The sequence below is a fragment of the Ditibartonella apihabitans genome (assembly GCF_002007485.1).
In the GTDB taxonomy this organism is placed as follows: Bacteria; Pseudomonadota; Alphaproteobacteria; order Rhizobiales; family Rhizobiaceae; genus Bartonella; species Bartonella apihabitans.
On the sequence record NZ_CP015820.1, the window covers coordinates 2,295,981 to 2,312,500 of the forward strand.

Here is a 16,520-nt window from a genome sequence, read left to right on the forward strand (position 1 = left end):
TTTTAACAATCGGAAAGAAATATGATGGTTCCCGGAGAAATGATTACAGAGGCAGGCGATATTGAAATGAATGTCGGCCGTAATGCGATAAAACTCAAAGTCGGCAATAGCGGTGACCGCCCTATTCAAGTGGGGTCGCATTATCATTTTTATGAAGCCAATCCTGCCCTTCAATTCGACCGTGAAAAAGCCCGTGGAATGCGCCTTGATATTCCGGCCGGTACCGCAATCCGGTTTGAACCCGGACAGGAAAAAGATGTTTTGCTCATACCATTGGCGGGAAAACGGCGTGTCTTCGGTTTTCGTGCAAAAATTCAGGGGGATCTTTGATGAGCCACAAAATTTCGCGTGCCGCTTATGCGCAAATGTTCGGGCCGACAACAGGTGACCATATCCGCCTTGCCGATACAGACCTTTTCGTAACTGTTGAAGATGACAAGACAACCTATGGCGAGGAAGTCAAATTCGGCGGTGGTAAAGTTATCCGCGATGGTATGGGCCAAAGCCAATATTCACGTGAAAAAGGGGCTATGGATACCGTTATCACCAATGCCCTTATTGTCGATTATACCGGCATTTATAAAGCCGATATCGGCTTGAAAGACGGGCTTATCGAAAAAATCGGTAAAGCTGGCAATCCCGATATTCAGCCCGATGTCGATATCATCATTGGTCCTGCAACCGAAATTATTGCAGCGGAAGGAAAAATTGTAACCGCTGGCGGAATTGATTCACACATTCATTTTATTTGCCCCCAGCAGGTCAACGAAGCACTCTATTCCGGCGTCACAACCATGTTCGGCGGTGGCACAGGGCCTGCACACGGAACGCTTGCCACTACCTGCACACCGGGACCGTGGCATTTGGCGCGCATGATACAGGCGGTAGACAGCTTGCCAATGAATATCGGCCTTGCTGGCAAAGGCAATTCGTCTTCTCCTGATGCTTTGATCGAAATGGTCAATGCCGGTGCTTCTTCGCTCAAACTTCATGAAGATTGGGGGTCGACTCCGGCGGCAATCGACAATTGCTTGAGTGTTGCCGATGATTATGATGTGCAGGTGATGATCCACACCGATACATTGAATGAAGCGGGGTTTGTCGAAGATACAATTGCTGCATTCAAAGGCCGGACAATCCACGCCTTCCATACAGAAGGTGCGGGCGGAGGTCATGCTCCCGATATTATCCGTGTTTGCGGGTTTGAAAATGTATTGCCTGCCTCCACCAACCCCACGCGCCCCTATACGGAAAACACCATTGCCGAACATCTCGATATGCTCATGGTTTGTCACCACTTGTCGGCAAAAATACCCGAAGATGTTGCTTTTGCCGAAAGCCGTATACGCAAGGAAACAATCGCCGCAGAAGATATTCTGCATGATCTCGGCGCTTTTTCTATTATTGCATCGGATAGTCAGGCAATGGGACGTGTCGGCGAAGTCATTATCCGCACATGGCAGACTGCCGATAAAATGAAAAAACAGCGTGGTTATTTTGGGAAAGATAGCGGGTTCAACGATAATGAACGCGTGAAACGCTATATTGCAAAATACACAATCAATCCGGCTATTGCACAAGGAATCGGTCACGTCACCGGTTCGATAGAAACCGGTAAACGTGCCGATATTGTCCTCTGGTCACCAGCCTTTTTCGGAGTAAAACCGGAGATGGTTTTGCTTGGCGGGATGATCGCAGCAGCACCAATGGGGGACCCCAATGCATCGATTGCAACACCACAACCAGTTCACTTCCGGCCAATGTTCGGCGCTCTCGGAAAGGCTGTCAAACACACATCTCTTACCTTTACCAGCAAAGCCGCTATTGATAACGGGCTCGCCGAAAAGCTTGGGCTTGAAAAGGAACTCGTTGCCGTCAAAAACACCCGCACTATTTCCAAAAAATCCATGAAACTCAATTCTGCAACGCCGCATATCGACGTTGACCCTGAAACCTACGAAGTGCGCGCGGATGGTGAATTATTAACCTGCGAACCGGCAAAGATACTTCCGATGGCACAACGCTATTTCCTTTATTGAGGTTATGATGTCCTATAAAACTTTTCGAGCAACAAAATATATACCGGCATCCAATGCCAAAGGGGTTGAGACTTCAGGCGCGCTTTCACTTTCCCATGACGAGCGCCATATCCGCCGGAAATTACTTCATTTTGCCAATGGCGATATGATTATGGTGGATTTGAAAGAACCCGTCCATCTCTCGGAAGGTGATGTTCTCGAAGCAGAAAACGGTGAATATTTTCTCATCCACGCGGCAAAAGAACCACTTTATTCTGTCAAAGCGGCAACTCCCCTTGAGCTTACCCAACTTGCCTGGCATTTGGGCAACCGTCATCAAACTGTCGAAATTAAAGAAAATAGGATTCTTCTGTCTCGCGATCCGGTTATTCGCACTATGCTTGAAGGTTTAGGAGCTGCCATTGAAGAGATTGAAGCTCCCTTTCAACCTCTCCACGGAGCTTATCACGACCATGCGGGGCACCATCATTAATGTTGCAGGGTGACGCCTCTTTACTGCGTTTGATGACGCTTTTTTCGCCCGTCTTTCCGGTCGGAGGCTTTGCCTATAGCCATGGCCTCGAACAAGCAGTCCATGAAAATTCTATTCAAAATGCCGATGATTTGTTTGATTGGCTTGATGCTCTTGCCAAGCACGGATCTCTCCATAATGACGTGGTTTTGATCGCCGAAGCGTGGAGATCAACCGATCAAGGAAAATCCATTATTGCCCTTGTTGAAATAGCCAATGCCAACGCTGCCTCGAAAGAACGCTTTCTGGAAATTGATTTACAAGGCCGTGCTTTTTGTACCTCAGTTGCCCAAACGGGTTTTTCAAAAGAAATCTATAAAACCCTTCCTTATCCGGTTGCTGTGGGCGTTCTCGGACATCAATTGGAAATTTCATTGCCATCTGTCCTGACAGCCTATCTTCACTCATTCCTGTCAAATCTGGTGCAGGCAGCAATAAGACTTGTTCCGCTTGGACAAAGCGACGGCGTCAAAATCATGGCAAAGCTCGAAAAAACAATTCTTGCTATCACCGGTAACAGCGATAAGCTTACACTTGATGATTTCGGTTCATGCTGTTTCCTATCCGACATCATGGCAATGCGCCACGAAACACTTTATTCAAGGATTTTCCGTTCATGACATCTTCATTTTCACCAAACGGCCCGTTACGTATCGGTATTGGAGGCCCTGTCGGGTCGGGAAAAACTACCTTGACAGAAATGCTCTGCAAAGCCTTGCGCGATCATTACTCGGTCGCCGTTGTTACCAATGATATTTACACAAAAGAAGATGCCCTCATCCTCAATCGTGTTCAGGCACTGCCAGAAGACCGCATTATCGGCGTGGAAACAGGCGGCTGCCCTCACACTGCTATTCGCGAAGATGCAAGTGTCAATTTGCAGGCTATTGACGATTTGGTTAAGCGGCATCCCGACCTTGATATGATATTTATCGAATCAGGTGGAGATAATCTCGCGGCAACATTTTCCCCCGATCTCGCCGATTTGACGCTTTACGTTATTTCGGTTGCAGAAGGCGAAAAAATACCGCGTAAAGGCGGTCCGGCCATTACGCGCTCTGACTTGCTCATCATCAACAAGAAAGATCTAGCCCCATATGTTCACGCCGATCTTGATGTGATGGAACATGACGCAAAAATCCAGCGCGGCGACAAACCCTTCGTTTTCACGGATATGCTGCGCCGAGAAGGGCTTCAGGACATTATTCAATTTATCGAACAGGCAGGCGGCTTTAACCGGTAAATAAGAAAACGCCCAAATGAAAACCGTTTTTCACGGCTTAAAAAATTTTACTGCCGTGCGGATAAGGCTGATGACTTCGAACGGCTCATCCAAAGGCAAAACGATATTTGCCAGAATTTTTCAATAAAGTTTCCACGAGAGATATATTCGGAAAAATTGGTACGCCTAAGGGGAATTGAACCCCTGTTTCCGCCGTGAGAGGGCGGCGTCCTGACCGCTAGACGATAGGCGCACGGTGTAAAGCCGCTAATAAGCCTTGTTTACTCAAAGAGCAATGCCAAATTCCAAAAAAATGAACTTATCAGGGCAAATTTTGAATATTTTTGTTTTGGAGGCTAGACACTCGAAATTTTAATGTTATAAACCCAAGCGCTCCGGTTAAAAAATCGGGCGTGCCCAGATAGCTCAGTTGGTAGAGCAGCGGACTGAAAATCCGCGTGTCCGTGGTTCGATTCCGCGTCTGGGCACCATTTTGTCTTGTTTTTCCCTTATTTTTCAATAATATCAATGCCTAAGCGTTCCTTGAAGTCCACTTTCGAGTCCACGCGAGGTTCACTATGGGGATTCTTATGCCGTACATTCAAAAGACCGCAACAGGCTATCGCTACAGGAGAAAGGTACCGCTCGACCTTGAAGAGCATCTGGGAATAAAGACATTCACCCATCCTCTGGGAAGAACAGACAAAGATGCGGTCAAAGCTTTCTCGGCTGCTCACTTGCTCTTTGAACAAACGATTGCCAAAGCCCGCAGGGAAATGGTTGACAAAGACCTATCGAAGCTTACAGAACTTGAGATACACACGAGGGCTGTCCGGCTTGCCAGAGAAATGGCACAAGGTGAAAATGGCTTAGCTCTTACACCAGAGGAAGCCGATATTCAGTTAGATCATATCTTGTCAAAACTGCCGCATGACGATGAAGGCCATCCAATAGGAACGCCTGACATTCATGAGAGAGCTTTGCTATACATTCGCAATCAAGGCCACCTCAATAAACCCCAGCCAACCCTTGAGGATGCCAAACGGCTTTATATCAAGGAGCGCGTCAAAGGCGACATCAACGAAACAGCCAAGGTTCAGCGTGTTGAGCGTATCATGCAGTATATGAGTGAAGCGATTCCTTCTACAACAAAACTGACAGACATAGGCCGAGACCAAGCAAGAGAAGTACGCGATTATCTTCTCAAAGATAGAGAGCTTAACGCCTCTACGGTCAATCGCTATTTGAATGACATACGCGCTATGATCAGCTTTGCGATAACCGAATTTGAATTAACCGACTTGCAAAATCCATTTCAAAGACTGGCGGCCAAGGCTGAGGCTCATGTGCGCACTGAAAGGGAACCTATAGGCGATACGCTGTTGACAGAAATGAATAAGCGCATGGTATCACATGCCCGACCAGACTTGAAAAATATTTGGAACATTCTGGCAAATACAGGGTGCCGATTGGGGGAAGTGACAGGGCTTCTCGTCTCTGATGTCCATCTCAATGACCCTATTCCTTACATCGACTTGATATTCCATCCCCACAGGCGGTTGAAGACTCAAGGTTCCATCAGAAAGGTGCCTCTTGTAGGTGACGCCCTTGAGGCGGTCAAAGACGCCTTGCAACGGCGTGGAGACAGTCCATTCCTCTTTCCTTCATATGGGAGACCAAGGGGAGCAGACGGAGCATCACAGGCACTTATGAAACACTTGAGGCATGTAACAGACAACCGGAAGATCGTCATTCATTCCCTACGCCATAGAATGGAAGATAAACTCAGCGATGCTGGGATACAGGAATTTGACAGGAACCTTGTATTGGGGCACTCAAGGGGAACTATGAGTGAAAGATACGGGGGAGAGACTTCACGGCTAGCCGCTGCACATAGAGCCTTGAAAGCTGCATTGGAGACACACAAATAACAGATAGGCTCAAACAGGCAAAGAAACGCCCCAGCGGTGGCTCAATTTGAGCCCTCTACTAGGTGAGCCCTTTGATGTCTGAATTGGCTGTTATCTTCCACCTTCTCTGGACTGTCAGTTCAAGGCTTCCCAGTCTTGACAGGAAAATGGCAAAGATTCGTTCCTTCCTTAACATGGGAGAACAAGGGGAATAAGGGGAACAGGTGGGGAAATTAAACAAGAGAGAGACTGGGGAAGAGGAACACGTGGGAAGCTATCCACTTCATTCACCTGATTAGAACGAACACTCTATAACATGTTTATTAAAGTGTTAAGTAACATGTTAAATGGCCCCCCTCTTAATGAGTGGGTAATCACATCAGCAGCTTCGATGTCCCTTCTTCCTCGTTCATTCACCTGATTAGAACGAACACTCTATAACATGTTTATTAAAGTGTTAAGTAACATGTTAAATGGAACCCCCACGCTTAATGGAGGGGTAATTGAATCACCAGTCCCAAGCTTCCCTTCTTCCTCGTTCATTCTTACCCTCGAATCACAAAGGAAACGTGAATAAATAGCCATAGAACGCCACTGAGAGGAATTTAAGGAATCACTTAGTTACAATGATAAGCCACTTAATGCCACTCAGCGGCCTCCTATGTGGATTTAATAGCAATCCACGCCTTCCCCTTTTCTCCCTTCCCTTCTCTTCCCCTTGGACATATGCACCATCTTTGCGAATAGCTGGCAGGACGACTTGAGTGACCCAATTCTGGAACTCTTTGGCTTCCGGCTTGTTGGAACGCATGATGAGCTTGTAGAGGCCACTTTCGGAGATAATAGAGAGACGCTGGGCTCCTCCAAGGGTATAGATCGGATATAGACCCTTCTCTTTGGTTAGGAGACGGCGGAGGCTTGTTGTTGTGTTAGGTTTCCCATTTTTTTGTATGTTCAACTGAAGAGCCCGACAGACATCAGCGGTGACGAACCAAGGTTCACCGTCTTTCTCGATGATACGGATTTGATTGTTGTGGAAATTAAAGATGTTGGCTTTGTTATTCATTGCTAGCCTCTGACATTCCCAGCGAGAAAACCTTCACAGCGAGTCACTGAGAGAGATTTGAGTGCCAAGATGAATAATTCTAAGCAAAACACTCAAGGCCTCTCAGCGGCCTCCTATGTGGATTTATGGGGAAATGACCGCTTTTTGCTTGATCTTCAACCGCATATTTCCAGCTTCAGCCGTCTTTGATAGAGCAAACTCAATACAGCGCCTAGCTTGTTGGCTGTCATTACTGGACAGGGCACGTATGGCACACTCTAAAGGAGAAATGGAGAAGTTTTCGGTTGTTGATATGAAGTTTGCCTTCTTTAGGGCAAAGCAGCTATCTGCTTTTAACACAGCGCCTTTTTTTGCCAAAATAACACTCCACGTTCAATAATTTATTGAAGCTCGTAAAACTCAACTCAGATAATTTCTCAAGCAAAGAGAACTGCGTAAGGACTACGTTTTATTGTCCTAATAACCTGAGAGCTTTTTGTGCATCAACATTTCCTTGACTAGCAGCTAGTTTTAACCATTTTGCAGCTTCTTGATAATTTTTTTGTACACCGTATCCTCCCATATACATTATTCCGATGTACAATTGTGCATCAGCCAACCCTTGATTGGAAGCTAGTTTAAACCACTTTAATGCCTCGTGGTAATCTTGCTGAACACCTTGTCCACGCTCATAGATTAGTCCTACTTTAAATTGTGCATCAGCCAATCCCTGATTTGCTGCGAGTTTGAACCATTTGGCCGCTTCACCGTAATCTTGTTGAACACCTTGCCCACTTTCGTACATGACTCCGACTTTGAGCCGCACGAATGCTGATCCTTGATTGGCAGCTAGTTTAAACCACTTTAATGCTTCGTGGTAATCTTGTTGAACACCTTCCCCGTTCTCGTACATATTAGCTATCGCTAATTGAGCTTGTAACAATCCCTGATTGGCTGCTAGTGTGTACCATTTTGCTGCCTCGCGGTAATCTTGCTTTACACCTCGTCCCTGATTGTACACTATTCCGAGGTTGTGTTGTGCCTCAGCCATCCCTTGATTGGCTGCAAGTGTATACCATTTAATCGCCTCTTGATAGTTTTGCGGCACACCTAGTCCCTCATGAGACATATTCCCGATAGAGTACTGTGCTTTTGCATCGCCTTGAATGGCTGCAAGTGTGTACCATTTGGCCGCTTCACCGTAATCTTGCTTTACACCTTGTCCGTTATCGTACATATTCCCGATAGCGTACTGTGCTTGAGCATATCCTTGATTAGCTGCAAGTGTGTACCATTTGGCCGCTTCACCGTAGTCTTGCTTTACACCTTGTCCTTGATCTAACATTAATCCGAGATTGTACTGTGCTTGAGCATATCCTTGATTAGCTGCAAGTGTGTACCATTTGGCCGCTTCACCGTAATCTTGCTTTACACCTTGTCCTTTGTAATACATCGCTCCGATGTTGTACTGTGCTTTAGCCAGCCCCTGATTGGCTGCGAGTTTGAACCATTTGGCCGCTTCACCGTAGTCTTGCTTTACACCTTGACCTTTATGATACATCGCTCCGATGTAGAACTGTGCCTTAGCATCTCCTTGGTTGGCTGCGAGTGTGTACCATTTAGCCGCCTCTTGATCATTCTTTGGTACGCCTTGTCCGTCATCGTACATTTTTCCGATATTTAATTGCGCCTCAGGGTCTCCACTTTCAGCAGCAAATCTAAACCATTTGGCCGCCTCGCTATAATTTTGCGGCACACTTTCACCGTTGTAATATAGCACTCCTAAAAGAATTTGCGCTTTAGGATGTCCTTGATTTGCCGCAAGTGTGTACCATTTGAGCGCATCAGTATTGCTTTGCTGCACTCCTTGCCCCACACCATACATACTGCCAAGAATGAATTGTGCCTCAACATTTCTTTGATTAGCAGCAAGTTTTGTCCATTTGAACGCTTCTTTATAGTCTTGTGACACGCCCTCCCCCTTAGAATACATGTCACCTAAATAATATTGAGAAACAGCGTCTCCATTTTCAGCTGCTTTTTTAAACCACCTGAATGCTTCAGCACTGTCTTTATCTAAACTTACACCGTTGTAATATATTATTCCCAGCAATTTCTGAGCTTCAAGATAGCCGTGATTAGCTGACAGCTTGAACCATTTTAATGCTTCTTCATCATCTTTCTGGATTTGTTCACCTAACGCATATATAGTTCCAACTTCAAATTGAGCCCTAACATCTCCATTCTCGGCTGCCCGCTTGAACCACTTGAACGCCTCTTGATCGTCTTGGAGTATTTTATCGCCATTCTTGTACATCTCTCCCAATTCATATTGAGCAGACACCACACCAAGGTCGGCTTTCAATCTGATCATTTTGTTGTTCGGATAATGGACAAAGATGAATGCCCCTATTGCAAATGCGACAATTGCAATAACCGCAACAAAGCTAAAGATGTATTTTTTGTATTTACTCAACATTGACGACCCCAGCCACACCCCATATTACTGTTGATATTTCGCCAATTTTTGTTTGCTTGTTGCATAAGAATTGCATTGTTTTGATTAATTATCGCTTGATTGGCTATATTTTGTTGTTGTATCATAGACTGTTGTGCTAACTGCATCTGCTGTTGATGCATATACATAGAGAGCTGTTGTTGTGTCATTGCTTGACGATAACCGGTGCTTTTACCCTGTTCATTGTAACATATAATAGTCGTGGAATTTATACCTCTCCCATTTCTACAGGCTGAGTCCCCGACCATATAATATGCCCCATTATAAAAAATCGGCTCTGCAGTATAAACGCATCCTGGTAAAAAAATTAAGCACAAAAATAAAATAAATGCTTTAGGCTGCTTCATGATGTTTCCTCAAGACAGAACTTCTTAGATTTCATTTGGTAATCATTTCACCGTCAGCTTGAACTTAAAATCCAAAAGAAGTCAATTATCATCATAGATTCCACCGCCTCTTTGTCCCCGTCCTCGATCAAGGCCTCTGTTAGGATTTAAGTTCATTTGATCTCGTCTCTGCGCGTCTAAGTCAAGGGAATATGAACGCTGGTCACTTGGATTATTGAGATCGTATTGATATCTTGTACCAGACGAGCCTCCATAACCTGATCCAGATGAATCGTTGCTTCCAATATTGTCGCTATTGACGTGCGTTCCGTGACACTCACCATTGACCACAACGCCCACACAACCTGCCGATGCGTATGAAATAGAAGTAATTGATATTGATGCCAATAACATAATAAATTTCATTTGGTGAATACCTCATTTCAAATATAATATTAAGCTACAATAAGCAGCGGTTTAACGCGAATTGAACATAATTCATATGCGCATACAATCAACCAGATATCTACTATTTTCCGTCTACTATCAATTTGCCCTATGAAATAAGTGCTAAGCCGTTCTATGCTTTTGTGAGCATATTACAGCCCCAGCCAGACTGCGACAACGAAATTGACTAGCCATTGGCTGATAAAACATTAGGCACTGACGCATTCATCGCCAACAGATACGCACAAGAAATGCCAAAAACATCACAGCCACCTTCACTGGAACTGTTTCATAAAGGTGATGAGTTTTGTTATCTACCAACCCACAAACCACTTCATCTCTCCCCCTCAGACAAAGCCCGATAGACACTTGCCTTGCTCAGCCCTACCCGCTTCATGATCTCCTTGATAAGCATCCCTTCACTTCTCAACCGTTTGATCTCTGCAACAACATCGGGCGTTGCTTGCGTCTTGCGTCCAAACTGTACGCCGTTGGCTTTAGCCTTGGCTATCCCGTCCATCTGACGCTCTGAGCGGATAGCTGTTTCAAACTCAGCAAACACAGCCAGCATCTGCAACATAGCTCTACCGGCGGGTGTCGTTGTGTCAATGTTCTGATCGACAACACGCAACTTGACACCTTTCCTCTCCAATTCTTGAACGATAGAAAGAAGGTCTGTCGCTGACCTTGCCAAGCGGTCAATCTTGGTAATGACGAAAACATTCCCCTTTCGGGCAAACCTGATGGCTTCCTTGAGGGCTGGACGGTTGCTGTCGACACCAGAACGCTTTTCCTCAAAGATATGTTCTGGATGCACACCAAGAGCCAGCATCTTGTCGCGTTGGACTTCAAGGCTTTGTCCAATGGATGAAACACGGATATAGGCGATCAGCTCTTCCGCTCTTTTCTTCTCCTCCTCACCATTGCCTTGCGTTGCACTTGTGTTTGTTTGTTGGCTTTGTGTCGATACGTCAATCATGCTCATCATCCCCTTAGACGTTGTGAGAAAGCATTTATGAGACATTTAAAGAGACGCGTCAAGGCACTGTCTCGCATATTATACATTTTGAGACGACCATTGGGAGAAAGAAAGCCATCAGACGTTATCTGCTACAGGAACAACATGACAAGGCTTTGAGTGAGAACGCAACAAGGCCACGGGGGGATTTCTCAGCCATAACCTGTCGAGGTTTGAGGTCTCACATTTTTTCTACATTCTGAAACGTTCTGATCAATTAGCAGTTGATTAACAACGTGGCATAGCGTACCGTCCTCAAGTCCACTTGTGAGACAATATAAGTACACTCACAAGAGAACGAAAATTCAAACAGGAATGATTATGTCATTGTATTTAAAGAAATAATCGGAATAACACCACGGTTCGATTTTCTAAATTCACACCGCGTCTGGGCACCATCTCAACTTTTCACCTTTTTATCCTGATGTTTTTATTAATTATTCTCTTGAGTAAGAGAATAGAAAAGCGTTCCAATTGTTCTGACGCTTTTGAATTGCCTCATCGGCCAATTATCGCTGACCATCTGTCTTTTATGTAAAGAGATACCCTCCTTTCAGCATCACAAACCAAATAGATTTCAATTGCGCTATGTGGCTCCGGAATTTTTTGCACGAGATGCATTCATTCTCGCACATTTAACACAAATCTATTTCTCCACTTTTATTGCAAGCCTCACGTTTATCCCGAGATCTTAATCATATATAATAGAACATCTATTTTCTCGATTTCGGTTGCACTGATATTTCATATTATTGAGACGTAAGTCGTTTTTAAGAGGATCACACTGTAAATGTCTTTGATGATCCGAACGATCAAGCAATTCTTGTTCACCTATTTTCTGCCAACCATTGGCTCAAACGCAGCTTATAAAGTGAAATGAGTTATCGAATATCAGTCTAACAGACGGACACAGCCGACGTGTTAAGTTAAAAATTTGCTGTATCTCACCAACAAGCCTACTTTTGCGAGACGAAAGCGGTTAAGTTTTCCTTTAAGCGAGAGATTTGAGCCATGCAATGGACCGACAAGGTGCCATTGGAAAAGTTTGTTTTCTATAATTCTGCTCTCAATTCAGCCAATCTTCTAAGTAAGCTCAAGATATATTTTTGAGCACCAATCACGCCTGAAGGAATTAAAAACTTGAGGAATAAGTTTCCTTATTTTTACTGAAAATTTTGATTTATTGAGTGAGAAAATAACTTTGGTCTATAAGATCGCAAATTTCTTTCATAGATACTGTTCCATCAAGAAAAATAGTGATCCAACTATCCTTGTTCATGTGATAAGCCGGCAATAAACTACTTTTCAAAATCACTGTTCTTCTGCTTAAGCATGTAGCCTGCAATCTTCTAACAGATTGCAGCTTAAAAACCGTGCCATCTTTTGTCAGGAACCCCACGTTATATAAAGCAGCGATAGGCCGATCAATGCACATAGTGGAGACCAGTAGCGCGTGTCATAGTAAGCAAATGTGCTATCTTTTATTTTCTTGGTAAAACCGACAAGCCGAAAATCGCCAATTGCCCTGACAATAAAAACGGCTGCAAGCAAAGTCCCACCTATTTTTAATATATAAGTTGGCAGCAAGCCGATAATCCCTGCTCCCAATTCCATTACGAACAATGTAACAAGCAACAGTGCCGAGGCAACTAGAAAAGTACCTAATTTGCTTGCATGGAAAGCCGGGACACCCTCAATATAGGGAATTACTTTTGATGATGGTTCAGCATCGGGTTTCAATACCCAATAGTAATGTGTCAAGGCACTCAAAAAAAGCACAATGACAGTGCTTAAATGGACAATGGTATAGAACATCGCGGTGGTCCAACCTTTCAAGGAATTTATTTTTGGAACAGTAATTTGAGATAAGTAGCAAAAGGATTTGGCCGGTTAGGCTCCTTTCGCAAAAGGCGGTTCACAGCTTCATTATGGCCTAATGCCATCGAGCCTCAACCAGAATTCTGCAATCAAAAGGCGGCTCCTAATCCTTCATTTTGTACAATTGCTCAACAAGACTGCCATAAAAAACTTTTTGTTCATCCATCAGCTTACTTTGGCGAGACGAGAGCGGGTTTCCAAGCAGGAGATTTGAAGCATATAATGAATTGAAAAGATTTCAATGGAAAGGGTTGGTCTCTATTGTTCTCAATTCAGACAGTTTTTGAGGTGGGCTCAAAGTATATTTTTAAGCACCAATTACGGCCGAAGGGATTAAAAAGCTCAGGAATAATTTCCCTATTTTTACCGTAAAATCCGACTTAATGAGTGAGAGAATAACTTTGGTCTATGAGATCGCAAATTTCTTTCATCGGTACGGTTCCATCAAGAACAATACTGATCCAACTATCCTTGTTCATGTGATAAGCGGGCAAATAGCCGGCTGACTGACGTAAATTACCTATCATGACTGATGGGCATTTCACGTTGATAACATCCACTTCATCGTTTCCCGTCAGACCCAAGCGGTATTTTGGAACATTCATTATGAGAGCATACCAATTTTTATTATCTCTATGGCGTAAGACCACGTAATCAGGATATTTTCTCCACGGATGTTCTTCCTTCGTATTGTATTTTGATCCCACATATTTGATAATCTGTTCTCTCAATTTCCAATACTCCGGTTTTCCAAATTATCGAGGTATAGCCTATTCTAAGGGGATCCCCCCCTAATATCGCGAACGTGCTATTTTAAAGAACGGGTATTCATTTTCACATCTTTCCCAATGAATATTCCCATCAATTTCGGCAACAAAACGAGTTATCGTATCCTGCGGACAATCTCGACCGAAGGTTAGTCGAGAGATATACCGTGTATGACTGCGCGTGCACTTGCTGTTGATGGCAGAAAATTTTTGATAATTTACTTCGCGTTCAGTGACCAGCAACCAATTTATCAAAACATATCTCTGTGAAGACGTTAAATGACAATAATCTCCTGATAAATTGTTCTATACGTCAACAACTTCTCATTATTTTCTATGAGTATTGGTGTTGTCGCTCATTGACATGAGATATCATATTATACAGTGACGGCTGCTGTTTCCCTATCATCATAGCCGTACCGGCGATATTCGAAGCGACGGGAGATCTCATTTCATCCGCTACCGATTCTTCCTGTCTTTGAGACACTACGGAACGCGCTGTTCAAAGCCGGCGGGCAATGCCACGATGCGTATTTTATTTTGGTGGCGATAAAACCCGTTCTGTTTGCCGCCAAGTGTCAAATCAATTTTAACCGTTGGCAAAGAGACCAATGACTCACTAAAGAGCTCTCATTTGAACCAGAGATGAACAGTTTAAACGCCGTTAGCGATGACCTGCTTTTCCAGAACACGATTTATCGCGCAACAACGGGTGACTTGGTTTATTTTACACCCAACGATCAACGGCCATTTTGAAGGAGGCAATTTAATTACCTCATGGTCATGTGAGGCGTTTTAGCAGGTTGCTAGTTGCTTTATCGAGCATCCTTTCAAAAGGCATTTCTTTCAGTATCAGGCGCCTACTGCATTTTTTCCAAGGGTAACGAGTTGTGCACGTTGTTATTTCCGCTTCGCATTACACACATTCCAAGCGACAAGCGTTTGAAGACAAGCAGAGAAGCAGAGCCGTCGTCTGCTGGAAAGCTTAGCGGTATACAAAGCGTATGCCTATAGGTGTGAAGCTGGGGGAGGTCTAGAGATTGGTTGCGGGGGCAGGATTTGAACCTGCGGCCTTCAGGTTATGAGCCTGACGAGCTACCGGGCTGCTCCACCCCGCGCCAAGGATAAGGGTTTTACGAGAAGCTGTAAGGGGCGTTAAGGCCCGAGGACAGAGACTGCAAAACCGACCGCTATAAAGAGATAGACGCTATAGCGGAATATAAAAAAAGCCGGTTGGCTAAATTCAATATAACAATTCAAACAGACCATTCAAGAGTGGCCTGCCCGTTATATAACAATTGAAGAGGAAGCACGAGGCTAAATATCGTAAAGATCAGAGAAGCTATTGTTGCACTTGGCAGACCTGGCAGCGACTTACTCTCCCGTGTCTTAAGACAAAGTACCATCAGCGCAGGAGCGTTTCACGGCCGAGTTCGGAATGGGATCGGGTGCAGCCGCTCCGCTATAACCACCAGGTCGGCAAAGCGCAACAATTTTCAAGAAACTGGTTTTTCAAACTAACTCTCTTTATCAATCACCTACGGTTTTCAAAACCTCAAGGCAATATAAAGATGAACATTTGTAATGGGAACGATCAAGTCAATCGAACGATTAGTATCAGTAAGCTCCATGTGTCACCACACTTCCACACCTGACCTATCAACGTGGTCGTCTTCCACGGTTCTCAGGGAATACTCGTTTCCAGGTGGGTTTCCCGCTTAGATGCCTTCAGCGGTTATCCCGTCCATATATAGCTACCCTGCTATGCGGCTGGCGCCACAACAGGTCCACCAGAGATATGTCCATCCCGGTCCTCTCGTACTAGGGACAGATCCTGTCAATATTCCTACACCCACGGCAGATAGGGACCGAACTGTCTCACGACGTTCTGAACCCAACTCACGTACCGCTTTAAATGGCGAACAGCCATACCCTTGGGACCTGCTCCAGCCCCAGGATGCGATGAGTCGACATCGAGGTGCCAAACAACCCCGTCGATATGGACTCTTGGGGGTCATCAGCCTGTTATCCCCGGCGTACCTTTTATCCGTTGAGCGATGGCCCTTCCACGTGGAACCACCGGATCACTATGACCGTCTTTCGACTCTGCTCGACTTGTCAGTCTTACAGTCAGGCGGGCTTATGCCATTGCACTCGACGAACGATTTCCGACCGTTCTGAGCCCACCATCGCGCGCCTCTGTTACTCTTTAGGAGGCGACCGCCCCAGTCAAACTACCCACCATACACTGTCCTGGACCCGGTTAACGAGCCGCAGTTAGACATCCATGTCAATAAGGGTGGTATTTCAAGGATGACTCCACAAAGGCTGGCGCCCCTGCTTCAAAGTCTACCACCTATCCTACACATGCCGACACGAATGCCAGTGTAAAGCTATAGTAAAGGTGCACGGGGTCTTTCCGTCTAACCGCAGGAACCCCGCATCTTCACGGGGAATTCAATTTCACTGAGTCTACGTTGGAGACAGCGGGGAAGTCGTTACGCCATTCGTGCAGGTCGGAACTTACCCGACAAGGAATTTCGCTACCTTAGGACCGTTATAGTTACGGCCGCCGTTTACTGGGGCTTCAATTCAATGCTCTCACATCTCCTCTTAACCTTCCAGCACCGGGCAGGCGTCAGACCCTATACGTCGTCTTGCGACTTCGCAGAGCCCTGTGTTTTTGGTAAACAGTCGCTACCCCCTGGTCTGTGCCACCCCCTAACGGTTGCCCGCTAAAGGGTCACGCTTCTTCCGAAGTTACGCGTGCAATTTGCCGAGTTCCTTCAACGTAGTTCTCTCAAGCGCCTTGGTATTCTCTACCGGTCCACCTGTGTCG

At 45.1% G+C, this 16,520-nt stretch carries 13 protein-coding genes, 3 tRNA genes and 2 rRNA genes (1 of these 18 only partly in view); 7 read left to right on the forward strand and 11 right to left on the reverse strand.

What is annotated here, in order from left to right; translation table 11 throughout:
* The first annotated feature begins 24 nt into the window (after positions 1–24).
* From BBC0178_RS10155 to ureG, 5 genes are read left to right on the forward strand one after another with little or no spacing between them, the layout of a single operon-like run.
* Positions 25–330 carry an urease subunit beta gene (locus BBC0178_RS10155; RefSeq protein WP_078040457.1) on the forward strand — a complete coding sequence of 102 codons (306 nt, stop codon included), beginning with the start codon at positions 25–27 and terminating at the stop codon, positions 328–330.
* Positions 330–2,039, forward strand: a complete 1,710-nt coding sequence (gene ureC, locus BBC0178_RS10160; protein ID WP_078040087.1) for an urease subunit alpha — start codon at positions 330–332, stop codon at positions 2,037–2,039. Before BBC0178_RS10155 ends, ureC begins: the two co-directional genes overlap by 1 nt.
* A 4-nt stretch (positions 2,040–2,043) precedes the next feature.
* Positions 2,044–2,511, forward strand: a complete 468-nt coding sequence (locus tag BBC0178_RS10165; protein ID WP_225868315.1) for an urease accessory protein UreE — start codon at positions 2,044–2,046, stop codon at positions 2,509–2,511.
* The gene (locus BBC0178_RS10170) at positions 2,511–3,170 is read left to right on the forward strand and encodes an urease accessory protein UreF (protein WP_078040089.1); all 660 of its coding nucleotides are present in this window, start codon (positions 2,511–2,513) and stop codon (positions 3,168–3,170) included. The genes BBC0178_RS10165 and BBC0178_RS10170 overlap by 1 nt, the downstream gene beginning before the upstream one ends.
* The gene (gene ureG / locus BBC0178_RS10175; protein WP_078040090.1) at positions 3,167–3,793 is read left to right on the forward strand and encodes an urease accessory protein UreG; all 627 of its coding nucleotides are present in this window, start codon (positions 3,167–3,169) and stop codon (positions 3,791–3,793) included. Before BBC0178_RS10170 ends, ureG begins: the two co-directional genes overlap by 4 nt.
* Before the next feature lie 157 nt (positions 3,794–3,950).
* Here the strand turns inward: ureG and BBC0178_RS10180 are convergent.
* Positions 3,951–4,025: transfer RNA gene (locus BBC0178_RS10180), tRNA-Glu, on the reverse strand.
* A gap of 162 nt (positions 4,026–4,187) precedes the next feature.
* Between BBC0178_RS10180 and BBC0178_RS10185 the strand changes: the two genes are divergently transcribed.
* Both BBC0178_RS10185 and BBC0178_RS10190 read left to right on the forward strand, forming a co-directional pair.
* Positions 4,188–4,263 (forward strand) — tRNA-Phe (locus BBC0178_RS10185).
* 99 nt (positions 4,264–4,362) lie between these two features.
* Positions 4,363–5,703 carry a tyrosine-type recombinase/integrase gene (locus tag BBC0178_RS10190; protein WP_188317731.1) on the forward strand — a complete coding sequence of 447 codons (1,341 nt, stop codon included), beginning with the start codon at positions 4,363–4,365 and terminating at the stop codon, positions 5,701–5,703.
* Positions 5,704–6,295: 592 nt separating this feature from the next.
* Here BBC0178_RS10190 and BBC0178_RS10195 read toward each other — a convergent pair.
* From BBC0178_RS10195 to BBC0178_RS10245, 10 genes are all read right to left on the reverse strand, one after another.
* The gene (locus BBC0178_RS10195; protein WP_078040092.1) at positions 6,296–6,748 is read right to left on the reverse strand and encodes a BRO-N domain-containing protein; all 453 of its coding nucleotides are present in this window, start codon (positions 6,746–6,748) and stop codon (positions 6,296–6,298) included.
* Between the two features lie 123 nt (positions 6,749–6,871).
* On the reverse strand, positions 6,872–7,105 hold the full coding sequence (locus tag BBC0178_RS11745; RefSeq protein WP_149867484.1) for a hypothetical protein: 234 nt from the start codon (positions 7,103–7,105) through the stop codon (positions 6,872–6,874).
* A gap of 91 nt (positions 7,106–7,196) precedes the next feature.
* Complete coding sequence (locus tag BBC0178_RS10205; protein WP_078040093.1) at positions 7,197–9,206, reverse strand: SEL1-like repeat protein; 2,010 nt, start codon at positions 9,204–9,206, stop codon at positions 7,197–7,199.
* Entirely contained in the window at positions 9,200–9,592 is a 393-nt protein-coding gene (locus BBC0178_RS10210; RefSeq protein ID WP_149867485.1) for a hypothetical protein, read from the reverse strand. Before BBC0178_RS10210 ends, BBC0178_RS10205 begins: the two co-directional genes overlap by 7 nt.
* Positions 9,593–10,352: 760 nt before the next feature.
* Complete coding sequence (locus tag BBC0178_RS10220) at positions 10,353–11,042, reverse strand: recombinase family protein (RefSeq protein WP_225868316.1); 690 nt, start codon at positions 11,040–11,042, stop codon at positions 10,353–10,355.
* A 1,380-nt stretch (positions 11,043–12,422) separates the two neighbouring features.
* Positions 12,423–12,851, reverse strand: a complete 429-nt coding sequence (locus BBC0178_RS10225) for a DUF3995 domain-containing protein (protein WP_078040095.1) — start codon at positions 12,849–12,851, stop codon at positions 12,423–12,425.
* A 443-nt stretch (positions 12,852–13,294) separates the two neighbouring features.
* Positions 13,295–13,621: an MmcQ/YjbR family DNA-binding protein gene (locus tag BBC0178_RS10230; protein WP_225868317.1), complete on the reverse strand. Its 327-nt coding sequence runs from the start codon at positions 13,619–13,621 to the stop codon at positions 13,295–13,297.
* 1,101 nt (positions 13,622–14,722) lie between these two features.
* Positions 14,723–14,799, reverse strand: a tRNA-Met gene (locus BBC0178_RS10235).
* Between the two features lie 243 nt (positions 14,800–15,042).
* Positions 15,043–15,157: ribosomal RNA gene (gene rrf, locus BBC0178_RS10240) — 5S ribosomal RNA — on the reverse strand.
* 114 nt (positions 15,158–15,271) lie between these two features.
* Positions 15,272–16,520 (reverse strand): 23S ribosomal RNA (locus BBC0178_RS10245); it runs 1,560 nt beyond the window's last position.